The organism is Sphingomonas sp. AP28 (genome assembly GCF_056680455.1).
In genome coordinates this window covers 917,444-933,803 of sequence record NZ_CM155283.1, presented here as the reverse complement: position 1 = coordinate 933,803, position 16,360 = coordinate 917,444, and the positions used below count along the sequence as shown (strand labels likewise).

Sequence of the window (16,360 nt, the reverse complement as noted above, 5' to 3'; positions counted from 1 at the left end):
AATGTGGTGCGAAGGCGAACCATGTTCCAGTGCGTAGCAGCAGTCGCGGACGACAATGTGACATTGACGCCAAGGCGTGGGTAGCATTTTCGGATCAGGTCGTGTCGCACGCGTTCCTCCCGTCCGTTCCCTATGCGCATGCTGCACAAGATGGTGCCGATTAGTTGTCCGACTAATGTTGGGAGCGATAACACGCAAGCATGAACCAGCGTGACGCGATGTTCTCTGAGTATACGACTACGTTGATCGAGATTACATGCTGATAATATTGCAATCACCTGCTAAAAAGCGCGGCATGAGCCTAGCTACGCGCAAGCCGCGCAACACTTCGGGCCGCAGAAGCGGCGCCCCTACCATTTCCGACGTCGCGGTTCTCGCAGGCGTTTCGCCGATGACCGTATCGCGCGTCATCAATGGCGAGGCCAAGGTCCGGGAGGCGACGCGCGAGGCCGTCAACGTCGCGATCGATACGCTGCGATACGCCCCCAACCGCGCCGCGCGCAGCCTGGCCGGCGGCGGACAGATGCGGATCGGCCTGCTCTACAGCAATCCGAGCGCGGCATATCTAAGCGAGTTCCTGGTCGGCAGCCTCGAACAGGCGAGCCGCAGCGACGTGCAGTTGATCGTCGAGAAATGCGACATCGGCGACCATGAGATCGAGGTCGCGCGGCACATGATCGAGAGCGGGATCGACGGCGTGATCCTGCCGCCGCCACTGTGCGATTCGCGCGCGGTGCTCGACGTGCTGACGGAGGCCGGGGTACCGACCGTGGTCGTCGCGACCGGGTCCCCGCCGGAAGGGTCGGCCGCGGTCACCATCGACGATTTCGAGGCGGCGCGGGCGATGACCGAACACCTCGTCAAACTGGGGCATTCGCGGATCGGGTTCATCATCGGCAACCCGAACCAGACCGCCAGCCGCATGCGTCACGAGGGGTATCTCGCCGCGATTGCGGACGCCGGCCTGGAGCCCGACCAGTCGCTCGTGGTCGGCGGCTTGTTCACCTATCGCTCCGGCCTTGATGGTGCCGAGCAATTGCTCGACGCGAAGGACGCGCCGACCGCGATCTTTGCTAGCAACGACGACATGGCGGCGGCGACTGTCGCTGTCGCGCATCGCCGCGGTCTGGACGTGCCGGGCGACCTGACGGTGTGCGGGTTCGACGACAGCGCGCTCGCGACGACGATCTGGCCCGAACTGACGACGATTCACCAGCCGATCGCCGACATGTCGCGCGCGGCGGTCGAGTTGCTCGTCTTGGCGATCTTCAATCGTCGCAGCGGCGGCAAGGATGCGAACGGCCACGTCGTTCTCGATTATACGCTGGTCCGCCGTCAGTCGGACGCCGCGCCGCGTCGCCGACCACCATCACGCTTTCACCTATAGTGTTTGCAGGCGCTTGACCGACTGACGACCGTCGCGATAGCGCTCCCATTGATAACAAGCGGTGTTCAGGAGAGTTTGCAGTGGACCGCGTACCGGTGAAGCCGTTCCGATCGCGCGACTGGTTCGCCGATCCCGCCCGCTCGGACATGACCGCGCTGTATCTCGAACGCTTCATGAACTACGGGCTGACCCCGGCGGAGCTGCGCTCTGGGCGGCCGATCATCGGTATTGCGCAGTCGGGCAGCGATCTGAGCCCGTGCAACCGTATCCATCTCGAACTCGCCAAGCGAACGCGCGACGGGATTCGGGATGCAGGCGGGATCGCGATGGAGTTTCCGGTCCATCCGATCTTCGAGAATTGTCGGCGGCCGACTGCGGCGCTCGATCGGAACCTGGCGTATCTGGGGCTGGTCGAGACGCTGTATGGCTATCCGATCGACGCGGTCGTGCTGACCACCGGCTGCGACAAGACCACGCCGAGCGGAATCATGGCGGCGTCGACCGTCGATATTCCGGCGATCGTGCTGTCGGGCGGGCCGATGCTCGACGGCTGGCATGACGGCGAACTGGTCGGGTCGGGCACCGTAATCTGGCGCAGCCGGCGCAAGCTGGCCGCGGGCGAGATCGACGAGGAGGAGTTCCTCAACCGCGCCACCGACAGCGCGCCGTCAGCCGGGCATTGCAACACGATGGGCACGGCCTCGACGATGAACGCGGTCGCCGAGGCGCTGGGGTTGTCGCTTACCGGCTGCGCGGCGATTCCCGCACCGTACCGCGAGCGCGGCCAGATGGCGTACGAGACCGGGCGGCGGATCGTCGAGATGGCGTATGAGGACCTGCGCCCGTCGAAGATTCTCACGCGTGACAGCTTCCTGAATGCGATCCGCGTGGTCAGCGCGATCGGCGGGTCGAGCAACGCGCAGCCGCACATCATGGCGATGGCGCAGCATGCGGGCGTGACGCTGTATCCGGAGGACTGGTCGGATCATGGCTACGACCTGCCGTTGCTGGTGAACATGCAGCCGGCGGGCAAGTATCTCGGCGAGCGCTTCCACCGGGCGGGCGGCGTTCCCGCGGTGCTGCACGAACTGATCGCGGGCGGGAAGCTCGACACGAGTTGCCTGACCGTCACCGGCCGATCGATCGGCGAGAACATCGCCGGGCGTGAGACGCGCGACCGCGAGATGATCAAGCCGTTCGACGCGCCGATGATGGAGCGCGCCGGCTTCCTGGTGCTGAAGGGCAATCTGTTCGATTTCGGGATCATGAAGACCTCGGTGATCTCGCCGGCGTTCCGCGCGCGCTATCTCTCGACTCCGGGGGCCGAGGATCGGTTCGAGGCGCGGGCGATCGTGTTCGAGGGCTCGGACGATTACCACCACCGAATCAACGATCCTGCTTTGGAGATCGACGAGGGCTGTATCCTCGTGATCCGCGGGGCGGGACCGATCGGCTGGCCGGGCTCGGCGGAAGTGGTCAACATGCAGCCGCCCGACGCGCTGATCCAGCGCGGCGTGCTCGCGCTGCCGACGCTCGGCGACGGGCGGCAGTCGGGGACGTCGGACAGTCCCTCGATCCTGAACGTGTCGCCTGAGAGTGCTGTCGGCGGCGGACTGTCGTGGATCCGGACGGGCGACGTGGTGCGGATCGATCTGGTTGCGGGCACCTGCGATGCACTGGTCGAGCCCGACGAGATTGCGCGGCGGAAGATCGAGGGCCTGCCACCGGTACCCGAGAGCAATACGCCTTGGGAGGAACTGTACCGTGAAAAGACTGGGCAGCTTGCCGAGGGCGGCGTGCTGGACTTCGCGGTGAAGTATCGCGGGATTTCGGCGAGGACGCCTCGGCATAACCACTGAGCCTGAGGCCTGACGTCTGAGGGTGGGGCTTGGTGTCTCACCCCATCTTCAAGCGACTGATCATCTTCCGCGCCGAGAATGCATATGGCCGAGCCTTGCGATCAATGCGCAGGGCTCAGCCAATATGGTTTTGCGCGTCCGCTGGAGTGACCGAAGGAGGCGGCCAAGCGCCTCGAAACGTGGTATCGTGAATCGACGTCGTCCCCCAAAAGCGCCTCCCCGGCGAAGGCCGGGGCCCAGTTGGGGGAGGTTGCTAACGGAGGAGGGCGTGCCGGTATTTCCGCTTCGCCAACTGGGCCCTGGCCTCCGCCGGGGTGATGCTATCGTGGGGAGGGCATTGGCGGTCTGACACGACCACGCCAAGTCGAACCCCGCGATGACTCGTACCTACCGGACCGCGACCCAAGCCGCGGTCCGGCAGTCGGCATCAGCCCACCATGTCTTCCAGCTCGCGGCCACGCGTTTCCGAAACCATCTTCCAGACGAAGAAGAACGAGACGAACGCGGACAGGGCGTAGAAGCCGTAGGTGAGCGACAGTCCGAGCGAGATCGCCATCGTCGGGAAGCTCACCGAGATCGCGAAGTTGGCGAACCACTGCGCGAAGCCGGCGACCGCCAGACCCGAACCACGAATCTGCGTCGGGAACATTTCGCCGAGCATCACCCACATGATCGGGCCCCAACTCAGGTTGAAGAACACGACATACGCGTTGGCCGCGATCAGCGCGATCAGGCCGTTCTGGTCGGACAGTCGCAGCGAACCCTCGACGATCGCACCGCTAGCGAAGCAGATCGCGACGATCGACAGCGCGACGGTCATGCCCGCGGACCCGATCAGCAGGAGCGGCTTGCGGCCGATCTTGTCGACCAGCGCGACGGTGAGCAGGCAGGCGATGATCGAAAGCGAGCCCGACAGGATGTTGATGAGCAGCGCATCGCTCTCGCTGAAGCCGACCGACTGCCACAGCACCGAACCGTAGTAGAACACGATGTTGATGCCGACGAACTGCTGGAAGATCGCGAGGCCGATGCCGGTCCAGACGATCGGACGGATCTTGCCGCTCGCCTTGTCGATCAGGTCGGACATCTTGGGGCGGTGATGGTCGCCCGCCAGCGAGTTGCGGATCTCGGCGACTTTCCGCGTGGCTTCGGTGGCGCCGAACAGGCGCGTGAGGACGACCTGCGCCTCGTCGTAGCGGCCCTTGAGAACCAGGAAGCGTGGACTTTCGGGGATCAGGAACAGCGTGACGAGATAGATCGCGGCCGGGATGACCTGCATCCAGAACATCCAGCGCCATGCCGGGTAATCGAGCCAGAACAGCGCCGTGGACGATCCGGCGACGCGCGCGAGGTACCAGTTGGCGACGAACGCGCCGGTCAGGCCGGTGATGATCATGATCTGCTGGACGCTCGAAAGCCGGCCGCGGACGTTCGCGGGAACGACTTCGGAAATGTAGACCGGTGCGAGCACGCTGGCAGCACCGATGCCGAGGCCGCCGACAATGCGCGCGAGCACGAACATCGTCGCCGAGGTCGCAGCGCCTGCGCCAAGTGCGCTGACGATGAAGAGCACCGCGGCGATCATCATGACGTTGCGGCGACCGAGATTGTCTGCAAGCCGCCCGGCCATGAACGCGCCGACCGACGAACCGATCAGGATCGCGCCGACGGTGAAGCCGGTTCCGAGCGACGACAGTGCGAAGGTGCTCTCGAGCCCGGCCTGCGTGCCGTTGATGACGCCCGAGTCATAGCCGAACATGAACCCGCCGATGGTCGCGACGATGACGATCATCGCAATCAGCGCTCGGTTCACTTGGGGCGCGGAATCTGCCGCAATAGTCATTGGTTTTCCTCTCCGTGACGACGCTCTGACGGCGGCGTTTGTAGTAAGATGGGGTTCATTACAGGGTAATCGGTTCGACCGGGACGCCGGGAACGGCGACGTGGAAGGTGAACAGGTTTCCGGCCAACGGTTGGGCGGCGAGCGCTTCGTCGTCCAGTCCCTTTGCCGCGGTCGTCGCATAGGCGGTCCGACCGTCGGGGCCACCGAGCGCGATCTTGGTGACGTTCGAGACGGGGAAGCGGACGATGTCGGTGCAGACGCCGTCCGGCGCGAACCGGCGTGCGGCCCAACCGCCGAAGAATCCGATCCAGACTCCGCCCTCGGAATCACAGATCGCACCGTCGGGGTAGCCATCGTCCGGCCCGAACGTCAGGAAGACATGCGGTTCGCCGAGCGTACCCGCTGCATCGACCGGATAAGCGTGGATCTGCTTGCCGAGCGTGTCGACCGCGTAGAGCGTTCGGCCGTCGAGCGAGATCGCCGGGCCGTTGGTGATCGCGATCGCCGGGACTTCGGTCTGCGTCAGCACGCCTTGGTGCCAGTGATAGATCTGTCCGGTAAGTTCGGCTTCGGCATTGTCCATCGTCCCGAACCAGACGCGACCCGACGGATCGCGCGCGGCGTCGTTCAGGCGGTTGCCTGGCGTTTCGGCATGCACCGGCATGACCAGCGTGAAAACGCCGGTCGCCGGATCGAACCGGTGAAGCCCGCCGCGGACGCCCGCCAGGAACCCGTCGTTCTCGATCGGCATGATCCAGCCTACTTGGTCAGGCGCCTCCCACGTGTCGAGCGTTCCCGTCGCGGGGTCGAACCGGTGCACGCACGGTGCCTTGATATCGACGAACCAGAGCGCCGCATCGCGCGCGACCCAGATCGGCCCTTCGCCCAGCGTCGCACCGACCTCGCAGACGCTCTCCGCGGCGATCTCGACGGGGGCCCCGCGGCTCATCTCAACGCCACCCGGCATCGACGAAGTAATCGTGACCGGTGCACATCCGTGCATCGTCGGAGGCGAGGAACAGCACCAATGCCGCGACGTCGGCGGGCTGTACTCGGGTCTTGAGGCACTGCGCGGCGATGATCTCGGCCTCGCCCTCGGGCGTGTACCATTTCAGCTGGCGTGGCGTCTCGACGTTGCCGGGGACGATCGTGTTGACGCGAATGCCGTCGCCACCGAGATCGCGCGCCATGGCGCGGGTCATACCCTCGATACCGGCCTTGGCCGTCTGGTAGATCAGCAGTTCGGGCAATGCGAGGTGCCACGAAATTGAGCCGAAATTGAGGATCACGCCGCCGCCGGACCGCTTCATCGACGGGACCACGGCCTGTCCGGTGAAGAACAGATGGCGCAGGTTGGTCGCCATCCGCTCGTCCCAATAGGCGGGCGTGATTTCCTCGATCGTGTGGCGATCGTCGTTGGCGGCGTTGTTGACGAGTACGTCGATCCCGCCGAGCTGTTCCTCAATCGACGCGATCGTGGTCTTCAACGCATCGATGTCGCGCAGGTCGAGCTGCAGGAATATCGGCGCGGTCGCGACGTCGGGCGTCAGCGTCTCGATCAGCGTCTGTGCGGCGTCCTTCGCCATGTCGACGAACGCGACATGCGCTCCCTGGCGCGCGAACGCCTCGACCAGGCCGGCGCCGATCCCCGATGCGCCGCCGGTGATCAGGACGCGCTTGCCCTTCAGGCTCGGATAGATCGCCGTCTGGTCGGCCATTTCGGTCTTCTGCAACACGCGTTACGCCCCTTGATTCGTTTTGAGCCCGAGCAGGCCCCGGCCGGCGAGATTGCGCATCAGGTCGCCGATCCCGTAATTCCAGGGTGCGGCATCCTTCGACGTCGTCACCGGATTGACCAGCGCGCCGAGCTTCGGGTTCGAGATCGTCACGACGTCGCCGACAGCATGCGTGAAGCCGCGGCCGGGCTCGTTACGGTCCTGCGTCGGTGCGAACAGCGTGCCGAGGAACAGTACGAAGCCGTCGGGATAGTGATGCTCGCTCATCGCCTGGCGAACGAGTTCCTCGGGATCGCGGCTGATCTGGTCCATGCTGCTGCTGCCTTCGAGGCGGTAGCCGTCGGCGCCCTCGATCGTCAGCGCGATCTGTGCGGCGCGGACGTCGTCCATGCCGAACGTCTCGTCGAACAGGCGGATGAATGGGCCGATCGAACAGGACGCGTTATTGTCCTTTGCCTTGCCGAGTAGGAGCGCCGAGCGCCCCTCGAAATCGCGCAGGTTGACGTCGTTGCCGAGCGCCGCGCCGAGCGTGCGGCCGTTGCGATCGACGACCAGCACGACTTCCGGCTCAGGGTTGTTCCAGGTGGAGTCGGAGCGAATGCCGATCTCGCCACCCCAGCCGATCGTCGACAGCGTCGGGCCCTTGGTGAAGATCTCCGCGTCGGGGCCGATCGCGACCTCCAGATATTGCGACCACATGCCGTCTTCGATCAACGCCGCCTTCAGCGCGGCCGCCTCGGGCGAGCCCGGCACGACCGAGCGGATGCTACCGCCGACGCGCTCCTCGAGACGGGCGCGGACCGCGGTCGCAGCGGACGCATCGCCGCGAGCGCGTTCTTCGATCACGCGTTCGAGCGCGGAGACGGCGAAGGTCACGCCCGATGCCTTTACGACCTGGAGATCGATCGGGCTGAGCAACCGGGTCCTTGCGCCTGCTTCCGGCGAAAGGGTCAGTTCGTCGAGCGCCCCGAGATCGGTGCCGGCGCCGGTATCAAAATTCCCGCCCGCGATCAGGTCGGCGACCGTCGGCGCAACGGCGGACATGTCGAACACTCGGCCACCGCGAACGACCACCGGCGTCGGACCGTCGCCAAGGTCGATTCGACCAAGCAACGTCGCCTGTTTCCAGTCGACCGGCAAAGCCGCCGTCGACGTGAATGCGATCTCCACGATGTTATCCCCTCCTTCTTTGTTAGCGGTACCGTATGCTGCGCAGCGTCAGCGTCAAGTCCCCAATCCTGACGTCGCGTCGCAGGCTGGCGCGCGCTCTTGTGGTGATCGAGTTAAACTGAACCAATTAATCGTACAATTAAAATATGAGACGTCGTCGGCAAGGGTAATGGCAGACGGTATGCGTCAAGATGCGAATGGGCAGCCTAAAGGCGGGCTACGAAAACCGTGGTATCGATATCATCTCGCCAAGGTCGACACGCATGGGCGAGTTCGGTTGAGTGCCGTAAAGGCTTAGGCAGCCCGTCGGTTGGCGCGCCCGGAGGGGTTCGAACCCCCGACCGAGGAGGTAGAAGCTCCTTGCTCTATCCAGCTGAGCTACGGGCGCGCGCTGCGGCGACGACTAGCGCGGATTGTGCGGGCTTGGAACCTCGATCATAACGCCGGGCATGGAAATTGGAACGGATCAGGCGCCCGGGCTCGAACCGGTCGACGCGAATGCAGTCGGCGGGGCGCAGTTTCGGTATTTCGACTTCGTGATGGCGGCGTTCGTCACGATCCTGCTGCTGTCGAACGTGATCGGCGCAGGCAAGCGCGCGGTGATCGACCTGCCGTTCATCGGCGCGTGGCCGTTCGGCGCGGGCATCCTCTTCTTTCCGGTCAGCTATGTGATCGGCGACGTCCTGACCGAGGTGTACGGCTATGCGTACGCGCGGCGCTGCATCTGGGCGGGGTTCGGCGCGATGCTGTTCATGGTGTTCATGTCGGCGGTCGTGGTCGCGCTGCCGCCCGATGCCGGTTGGACGGGGCAGGCCGCTTACGAATCCGTGTTCGGGCAGGTGCCGCGCATCGTGTTCGCGTCGATCTGCGCGTTCTGGGTAGGCGAGTTCGCCAACAGCTTCGTGCTCGCGCGGATGAAGATCTGGACGCAGGGGCGGATGCTGTGGACTCGCACGATCGGCAGCACGATCGTGGGGCAGGCGTTCGACAGCCTGATTTTCTATCCGCTCGCTTTCTACGGCGCGCCGGACTGGCCGGTCGAGGCGATGCTGATGGTGATGGTCAGCCAGTTCCTGCTGAAGGTGTCGTGGGAGGTCCTGCTGACGCCGCTGACGTATGTGGCGGTGGGGTGGCTGAAGCGCCGCGAGGGTGTTGACGTGTATGACCGCGGGACGGACTTCTCGCCGTTCCGCACGCGGGTTTGAGGCCTCGACCTTGACGCTCGCGTTTGGGCTTCCGTTCCCACCCGTTCGTGCTGAGCGAAGTCGAAGCACCTGAGCCTCAGGCCCTTCGACTTCGCTCAGGGCGAGCGGGAGGAGTGGGGTAACGGAAGGGTTAGGCGCTGACGGCTTCGAGCAGGCCTTCGAACAAACGACGGCCATCGGTGCCACCGTGCGCCGCTTCGATACGACGCTCCGGGTGTGGCATCATGCCAAGAACGTTGCCCTTGTCGTTCAGCAACCCGGCGATATTCCGCGCGGAACCGTTGACGCTTTCGGCATAACGGAACGCAACCCGGCCTTCGCCTTCGAGGCGGTCGAGCGTCTCGGTGTCGGCGAAGTAATTGCCATCGTGGTGCGCGACCGGGAACGAGACGCGCTCGCCGGTGGTGTAGCCCGACGTGAACGTCGAGCTCGCCGTCTCGACCGTCAGCGCGACATCGCGACAGACGAAGTTCAGCCCCTCGTTCCGCATCAGCGCGCCGGGAAGCAGACCCGCCTCGGTCAGTACCTGGAAGCCATTGCAGACACCTAGCACGGGCAGGCCCTTGCCCGCCTGCTCGACGACTGCACGCATGATCGGCGACCGTGCGGCGATCGCGCCCGAGCGAAGGTAGTCGCCATACGAGAAGCCACCCGGTACCGCGACCAGGCCGACGTTCGCCGGCAAGTCCGCATCACCGTGCCAGACCATGAGCGGCTTGACGCCGGTCACCGCCTCCAGCGCGACGGCGATGTCGCGGTCGCAGTTGGAGCCGGGGAAGACGATGACCGCAGTCTTCATGACAATACCGCCTTCATGCCCGCTCGACCCGGTAGTTCTCGATCACCGTGTTGGCGAGCAGCTTGCGGCACATGCCGTCGATGGTGGCGTCGTCGGTATCGTCGGCGACCTCCAGTTCGATCAGCTTGCCCTGGCGGACGTCCTGCACGCCGTCGAAGCCGAGGCTGCCGAGTGCGTGATGGATCGCCCGGCCCTGCGGATCGAGCACGCCGGGCTTCAATGTCACGAAAACCTTGAGTTTCATTTACTTGCCCCGGTTCTTGCGATGCTTTTCGAGGTCGAGGACGGCGTTGTCGGCACCCTCGGGCAGCAGGCCAAGACGGCGTGCAACCTCTTGATACGCCTCGACTTCACCACCGAGATCGCGACGGAAGCGATCCTTATCCATCTTCTCGTTGGTTTCCATGTCCCACAGACGGCAGCCATCGGGGCTGATCTCGTCCGCAAGGATGATCCGACCGAAGTCGTTGTCGAAGATGCGGCCGAATTCGAGCTTGAAGTCGACGAGGCGGATACCGACGCCGGCGAACAGCCCGCACAGGAAATCGTTCACGCGGATCGCGAGGTCGGCGATGTCGTGCATCTCCTCCTGGCTTGCCCAGCCGAACGCGGCGATGTGTTCGTCGGAGATCATCGGATCGCCGAGCGCATCGTCCTTGTAGTAATATTCGATGATCGTGCGGGGCAGCTTGGTTCCCTCCTCGATCCCGAGGCGCGTCGAGATCGAGCCGGCGGCGACGTTGCGCACGACGACTTCGATCGGGACGATCTCGACCTGGCGGATCAGCTGCTCGCGCATGTTGAGCCGGCGGATGAAGTGCGTCGGCACGCCGATATGATCGAGCAGCGTGAAGATGTGCTCGGAAATCCGGTTGTTGAGCACGCCCTTGCCGTTGATCGTGCCCTTTTTCTGGGCATTGAACGCGGTCGCGTCGTCCTTGAAATACTGGATCAGCGTGCCCGGCTCGGGACCCTCATAGAGGATCTTGGCCTTGCCTTCGTAGATCTGGCGGCGGCGAGCCATGCGCGGTCCCCTGGATATCGAGCGATAAAAATCGAGCGGCCCCAGCCTACGCGAGATCGTTCGCGAAGCCGAGGCCGGAATAGGCCGCGCCTATAGGCGAAGGGTGCGGGGGGTGCAATCGCGGCTTCAGTTGGCGACTATGGTTGTACAGCGGAACGTTGAAACCCCGTGCTGCATTGTGTATAAGTGTGTATCGGGGTGGGTATACGAAGTGCCGAGATCATCAAACGGATCGGCAAGGCCGGTTGGGTCGAGGTCCGGCAAACCGGATCGCACAAGCACTTTCGTCACGCGACATTGCCGGGAACGGTGACGGTGCCGCATCCCAAATCGGAGATGGCGATCGGTACGCTCAAAAGCATCGAGCGGCAGAGTGGCGTGCGGCTTCGCTAGGTGCACGGTTTGGTTACATTCCTCGAAGGATTTGAGAGTCATGGCGATCGTCCACTACCCTGCGATTATCGAGCGCGCGGATGACGGCTTCAGCGTATTTTTCCCTGACCTGCCCGGATGTACTTCGGCGGGTGTCACGATGCAGGAGGCGGCGCTTGGCGCGGAAGAGGCGCTGAGCGGCCATCTGGCTATCATGGCGCAATATGGCGATCCAATCCCCGAGCCGTCGTCGATCGACACGATCGCACGCGATCCGGACGTTGATGAGGCGGCGCGCGTGCTGGTTCGCGGCGATCGGCCCGGGCGGGCCGTGCGCGTGCAGGTCTCGATCGACGAGGGATTGCTCGCGCGGATCGATCGGGTCGCCAGCAACCGGTCGGGGTTCCTGGCGGACGCAGCCAGAGCCAAGCTGGCAGCGATGGGGTGAGGTTCTGCTTACGTAACGGCTAGGCGATGGGAGAAGGTTGGATCGCGCCACGCTTCGGTTTCGATCGTTTCGCGCAGGATGTCGCCAGCTCGCCAGACGTCTCTATGGCTGAGGTACAGAGGCGTCAGGCCTAAGCGCAGGATGTCGGGGTCCCGGAAGTCGCCGATGACGCCGCGGGCGATGAGCGCTTGCGTGAGCTCGTAAGCGTGCGGGTGGCGGAAGCTGATGTGGCTGCCGCGTTTGGCGGGGTCTCGGGGGCTGACGCAGTCGAGGCCTGAGGAGTCGCCTGCCGCGGCTAGGATGTCGAACAGTTGCGCGCTCTTGGTGGCGACGGCGTACTGGTCGATGTCGGCCCATAGGTCGAGCGCGGCTTCTAGCGCGGCAGTCGAGAGCATGGCGGGGGTGCCGGCGAGCCAGCGCTTCATGCCGGGGGCGGGGCGATAGGCGTCCTCGAACGCGAACGGCGCGGCGTGGCCCATCCAGCCGGAGAGCGGGCTGGCGAGCGCGTCCTGCCAGCGCTTGGCGACATAGAGGAACGCGGGCGCGCCGGGGCCGCCGTTAAGGTATTTGTACGTGCAACCGACGGCAAGATCGGCGTTTGCGCCGGTCAGGTCGATCGGGACCGCACCGACGCTGTGGCTCAGGTCCCAGAGCATGAGCGCGCCGGCATCGTGCGCGCGGGTGGTCCAGGCGGCCATGTCGAAGCGATCGCTGGTCTTGTAGTGGACGTGGGTGAGCAGCAGCACCGCGGTGTCTTCGTCGAGCGCCGCGGCTAGGTCTTCACGGGCCACCACTTCGAGCCGTGCGCCGGGGACGCAGGCGACTGCGCCCTCGGCGATGTGCAGGTCGGTAGGGAAGTTACCGGCCTCGCTGATGACGGTGTGGCGGTCGGGGTTGCTGCGGAGAGCGGCGACCAAAGCCTTGAAAAGATGCGTCGAGGTCGTGTCGCCGATGATCACCTCGTCCGCAGCCGCGCCGATCAGGGGAGCGATCTTCGCGCCGATCCGCTGGGGGGCCTCGATCCAGCCTTCGTTCCAGCTGCGGATGAGGCGGTCGCCCCATTGGCGGGTGGCGACGTCGGCGAGTGCTGCGGGCGTGGCCTTGGGCAGTGCACCGAGCGAGTTGCCGTCGAGGTAGATCACGCCTTCGGGGAGCGCGAACTTGTCGCGACAGGCGGCGAGCGGATCGGTTGCGTCGAGTGCGCGGGCGTTTTCGAGAGTCACTGGGTCTTTCCGAAATAGGTAAGGATCAGGCGTTTGGCTTCGGCCCAGGCGGGCGTTTCCGGCGTGATCAGTTCGACATGGCCGGTCGCGGGGATGGTGTGGAGCGTCGCGGTGTCGCCGGCCGCAGTTGCCTTGGCGACATAGTTGGTCGCCATGACGAAGGGGATGATCCGGTCCTCGCGGCCGTTGATCAACTCCTGCTTCATTCCGAGCGGCAGGAGGCGCGGGACAGATGTGTCGGCGTAGACATCCGGGTGCTGCGGCGTGGGCGCGCCGACCAGTTTCGCAACGACTTCGGTGCCGCAGCCATTGTCGGCGTTCGTCGCGGTGGCTTCGAGATCGGGCAGGCCGCCGAGGCTGATGACGTGGCGGATACGGAGCGGATGCGCGGTGTGGAGGGGGCTCGACGCAGGGATCTTCGGGCGGGCGGCGAGCCAGAGTGCGAGATGACCACCAGCCGAGTGGCCGATCGCCAGCACAAGCCGCGTGTCGAGGTTATACTTCTTCGCGTTGACCGTGAGTTGATCCGCCGCCGTCGCAGCATCCGCAAAGGTGCCGGGATAGCCGCCGCCGGTGCGGTCGACGCCGCGATAGTCGATGTTCCAGACCGCGACGCCGGTGTTGCGCAGGTCGTCGGCGATCCAGTTCATCAGGCTGCGATCGGCGATGCTCGTCGTCCAGCAGCCGCCATGGACCATCACGACCACCGGGAACGGCCCCTTGCCGCGTGGGAGCCAGACGTCGACCTTCTGCATCTGGTCGCTGCCATAGTCGACGGTAGCATCGGGCATCGGTTTCTGCCGCTTGGTCAGGTCGGGCCATGTCAACAGCTTGGCCGGCGGGGGAGCGGGCGTTTGCGCCATGACGGGCGTGGACATTGCGGCGAGCGCGATAAAGGCAAGGCGGATCATAAGGTTGGTGTAGCGGGCTCGATCGACCGCGTCATGCGGGCATATCGTCGTGATCGAACGTGCAGGCCGCTTCGTACGTTCATGCTTTGATCGTTTCGTTCGCGGCTGCTATCGCTGCGCGCAATGGCCACCGATTTCAAAGATCCGTTCGACTCCATCGTCGACGCCCCCTTCGACAGTGCGCTGTCCGAGCGGTATCTAGTCTATGCCTTGTCGACGATCACCGCGCGGTCGCTGCCCGACGTGCGCGACGGGATGAAGCCGGTGCATCGGCGCCTGCTGTGGGCGATGCGACTGCTGAAGCTCGATCCCGCGCAGGGGTACAAGAAATGCGCGCGCGTCGTCGGCGACGTCATCGGCAAGTATCACCCGCACGGCGACCAGTCGGTCTACGACGCGATGGTCCGTTTGGCGCAGTCGTTCGCGATGCGCTATCCGCTGGTCGACGGGCAGGGCAATTTCGGTAACATCGACGGCGATAACGCCGCCGCCTACCGGTATACCGAGGCGCGGCTGACTCAGGTCGCGATCGACCTGATGGACGGGCTCGACGAGGACGCGGTCGCGTATCGCCCGACCTATAATGGCGAGGATCACGAGCCCGAGCTGTTCCCGGGGTTGTTCCCGAACCTGCTGGCGAACGGCGCGAGCGGGATCGCGGTCGGCATGGCGACGAGCATTCCGCCGCACAACGCGGCGGAGCTGTTGGAGGCGGCGATCGTGCTGATCGATACGCCCGACGCCGACGATGCGGCGATTCTTGAGCATGTGAAGGGGCCCGATTTTCCGACCGGCGGGCTGGTCGTCGACCCACCCGCGGTCATTCGCGAATCCTACGCGACCGGACGTGGTGGCTTTCGCGTCCGTGCACGCTGGGAGACCGAGCGCGAGAAGGGCGGCGGCTGGCAGCTGATCGTCACCGAGATTCCGTACGGCGTGCAGAAGGGCAAGTTGATCGAGCAGATCGCCGATCTGATTAACGCCAAGCGCCTGCCGATCCTCGCCGACGTCCGCGACGAATCGGATACCGAGATCCGCATCGTGCTCGAACCGCGCAGCCGCACGGTCGATCCGCAGATCCTGATGGACGGGTTGTTCCGGCTTACCGATCTCGAGACGCGGATCAGCCTGAACCTCAACGTGCTCGACAAGGATCGCACGCCGCGAGTCATGTCCTTGCGCGAGGCGCTGGCGGCGTGGGTCGATCACCAGTTCGTCGTGTTGCGCCGGCGGACCGAGCACCGGCTGGCGAAGATCGCCGACCGGGTCGAACTGCTCGACGGCTACCTGATCGCGTACCTCAATCTCGACCGCGTAATCGAGATCATCCGCACCGAGGACGAGCCCAAGAAGGTGATGATCGCCGAGTTCGCGCTGACCGATCGTCAGGCCGAGGCGATCCTCAACATGCGGCTGCGGTCGTTGCGGCGCCTGGAAGAATTCGAGATCAAGACCGAGCGCGACAAGCTCGACAAGGAGCAGGCGACGCTCGCCGCGTTGCTCGCCGATCCGAAGAAGCAGCGCGCGCGGATGAAGCGCGACATGGCAAAGATCCGCGATCGATACGGGCTTGAGACTCCACTCGGCAAGCGGCGCACGACGATCGAGGAGCACGCGCCGACGCGCGACATTCCGCTCGAGGCGATGATCGAGCGCGAGCCCATCACCGTGATCCTGTCGCAGCGCGGCTGGATCCGGGCGATGAAGGGGCACAATGATCTGGCGAGCCCGGAGGCGCTGAAGTTCAAGGAGGGCGACGGCCCGGCCTATGCATTCCATGCGCAGACCACCGACAAGCTGTTGCTAGCGGCGGAGAACGGGCGGTTCTACACCTTGGCGGCGGACAAGTTGCCGGGCGGGCGCGGGTTCGGCGAGCCGGTGCGGGCGATGATCGACCTCGACGGCAGCGTCGGGATCGTCGCGCTGCTGCCCGCTAGCAAGCATCCGAAGCTGCTGGTGGTCGCTACCGACGGGCGAGGCTTCTCGGTGAGTTCGGCGGAAGTCGTTGCCGAAACCCGCAAGGGCAAGACCGTGATGACGCCGCGGCCAGGTTCGCAGTTGAAGATCGTCAGGCCGATCGGGCCCAACGACGACTATGTCGCGGCGATCGGCGATAACCGGAAGATGCTGGTGTTCCCGCTTGCCGAACTGGTCGAGATGACACGCGGGCAGGGACTCCAGTTGCAGCGCTACCGTGACGGCGGACTGGCCGATGCGATCACATTCGTCTTCGCCGACGGGCTGAGCTGGGCGATGGGCGGCGGCACCGGCCGGACCAGGACCGAATCGGACCTGGGACCCTGGCGTGCGGCGCGCGGCGCGGCAGGTCGGATGCCGCCGACTGGCTTCCCGCGCGACAATCGGTTCGGATAATGGATCAGAA

15 protein-coding genes and 1 tRNA gene are annotated in these 16,360 nt (G+C 65.0%); 6 read left to right on the top strand and 10 right to left on the bottom strand.

Annotated elements, in window-relative coordinates; all coding sequences use genetic code 11:
• Positions 1-295: 295 nt before the first annotated feature.
• Positions 296-1,387, top strand: a complete 1,092-nt coding sequence (locus AC1MH0_RS04155) for a LacI family DNA-binding transcriptional regulator (protein ID WP_480964833.1) — start codon at positions 296-298, stop codon at positions 1,385-1,387.
• An 80-nt stretch (positions 1,388-1,467) separates the two neighbouring features.
• A complete protein-coding gene (locus tag AC1MH0_RS04150) occupies positions 1,468-3,246 on the top strand; it encodes an IlvD/Edd family dehydratase (RefSeq protein WP_480964832.1) in 1,779 nt (592 codons plus the stop codon).
• Positions 3,247-3,673: 427 nt separating this feature from the next.
• Here the strand turns inward: AC1MH0_RS04150 and AC1MH0_RS04145 are convergent, their stop codons facing one another.
• The 5 genes from AC1MH0_RS04145 to AC1MH0_RS04125 all read right to left on the bottom strand — a co-directional run bounded on the left by AC1MH0_RS04145 (position 3,674) and on the right by AC1MH0_RS04125 (position 8,383).
• A complete protein-coding gene (locus AC1MH0_RS04145; protein ID WP_480964831.1) occupies positions 3,674-5,089 on the bottom strand; it encodes a sugar porter family MFS transporter in 1,416 nt (471 codons plus the stop codon).
• Positions 5,090-5,147: 58 nt separating this feature from the next.
• Positions 5,148-6,038: an SMP-30/gluconolactonase/LRE family protein gene (locus AC1MH0_RS04140; RefSeq protein ID WP_480964830.1), complete on the bottom strand. Its 891-nt coding sequence runs from the start codon at positions 6,036-6,038 to the stop codon at positions 5,148-5,150.
• A gap of 1 nt (position 6,039) precedes the next feature.
• Positions 6,040-6,807, bottom strand: coding sequence for a D-xylose 1-dehydrogenase (gene xylB, locus AC1MH0_RS04135; protein WP_480965672.1), 768 nt, complete (start codon positions 6,805-6,807; stop codon positions 6,040-6,042).
• Between the two features lie 21 nt (positions 6,808-6,828).
• Positions 6,829-7,998 (bottom strand): fumarylacetoacetate hydrolase family protein, encoded by a 1,170-nt coding sequence (locus tag AC1MH0_RS04130; RefSeq protein ID WP_480965671.1) that lies wholly within the window; start codon positions 7,996-7,998, stop codon positions 6,829-6,831.
• Between the two features lie 308 nt (positions 7,999-8,306).
• Positions 8,307-8,383, bottom strand: a tRNA-Arg gene (locus AC1MH0_RS04125).
• A gap of 61 nt (positions 8,384-8,444) precedes the next feature.
• Here AC1MH0_RS04125 and AC1MH0_RS04120 point away from each other — a divergent pair.
• Positions 8,445-9,200, top strand: coding sequence for a queuosine precursor transporter (locus tag AC1MH0_RS04120; protein ID WP_480964829.1), 756 nt, complete (start codon positions 8,445-8,447; stop codon positions 9,198-9,200).
• Positions 9,201-9,330: 130 nt separating this feature from the next.
• Here the strand turns inward: AC1MH0_RS04120 and purQ are convergent, their stop codons facing one another.
• Genes purQ through purC form a run of 3 tightly spaced genes read right to left on the bottom strand, consistent with a single transcriptional unit; the run spans position 9,331 to position 11,023 of the window.
• Entirely contained in the window at positions 9,331-9,999 is a 669-nt protein-coding gene (gene purQ / locus AC1MH0_RS04115; protein ID WP_480964828.1) for a phosphoribosylformylglycinamidine synthase subunit PurQ, read from the bottom strand.
• 13 nt (positions 10,000-10,012) lie between these two features.
• Positions 10,013-10,243 (bottom strand): phosphoribosylformylglycinamidine synthase subunit PurS, encoded by a 231-nt coding sequence (gene purS, locus AC1MH0_RS04110; RefSeq protein ID WP_056050714.1) that lies wholly within the window; start codon positions 10,241-10,243, stop codon positions 10,013-10,015.
• Complete coding sequence (gene purC, locus AC1MH0_RS04105; RefSeq protein ID WP_056050712.1) at positions 10,244-11,023, bottom strand: phosphoribosylaminoimidazolesuccinocarboxamide synthase; 780 nt, start codon at positions 11,021-11,023, stop codon at positions 10,244-10,246.
• Positions 11,024-11,221: 198 nt separating this feature from the next.
• Here purC and AC1MH0_RS04100 point away from each other — a divergent pair, with 198 nt between their 5' ends.
• Together AC1MH0_RS04100 and AC1MH0_RS04095 are read left to right on the top strand one after the other, a co-directional pair.
• Positions 11,222-11,416: a type II toxin-antitoxin system HicA family toxin gene (locus AC1MH0_RS04100; protein ID WP_480964827.1), complete on the top strand. Its 195-nt coding sequence runs from the start codon at positions 11,222-11,224 to the stop codon at positions 11,414-11,416.
• A 40-nt stretch (positions 11,417-11,456) separates the two neighbouring features.
• Positions 11,457-11,843, top strand: coding sequence for a type II toxin-antitoxin system HicB family antitoxin (locus AC1MH0_RS04095; protein ID WP_480964826.1), 387 nt, complete (start codon positions 11,457-11,459; stop codon positions 11,841-11,843).
• 8 nt (positions 11,844-11,851) lie between these two features.
• Here AC1MH0_RS04095 and kynU read toward each other — a convergent pair whose 3' ends face one another.
• Positions 11,852-13,066, bottom strand: coding sequence for a kynureninase (gene kynU / locus AC1MH0_RS04090; protein ID WP_480964825.1), 1,215 nt, complete (start codon positions 13,064-13,066; stop codon positions 11,852-11,854).
• Complete coding sequence (locus tag AC1MH0_RS04085) at positions 13,063-13,977, bottom strand: alpha/beta hydrolase family protein (protein WP_480964824.1); 915 nt, start codon at positions 13,975-13,977, stop codon at positions 13,063-13,065. Before AC1MH0_RS04085 ends, kynU begins: the two co-directional genes overlap by 4 nt.
• A 123-nt stretch (positions 13,978-14,100) precedes the next feature.
• On the opposite strand from AC1MH0_RS04085, the gene parC reads away from it, so the two are divergent.
• Positions 14,101-16,350, top strand: a complete 2,250-nt coding sequence (gene parC, locus AC1MH0_RS04080) for a DNA topoisomerase IV subunit A (RefSeq protein ID WP_480964823.1) — start codon at positions 14,101-14,103, stop codon at positions 16,348-16,350.
• The last annotated feature ends 10 nt before the right edge of the window (positions 16,351-16,360 follow it).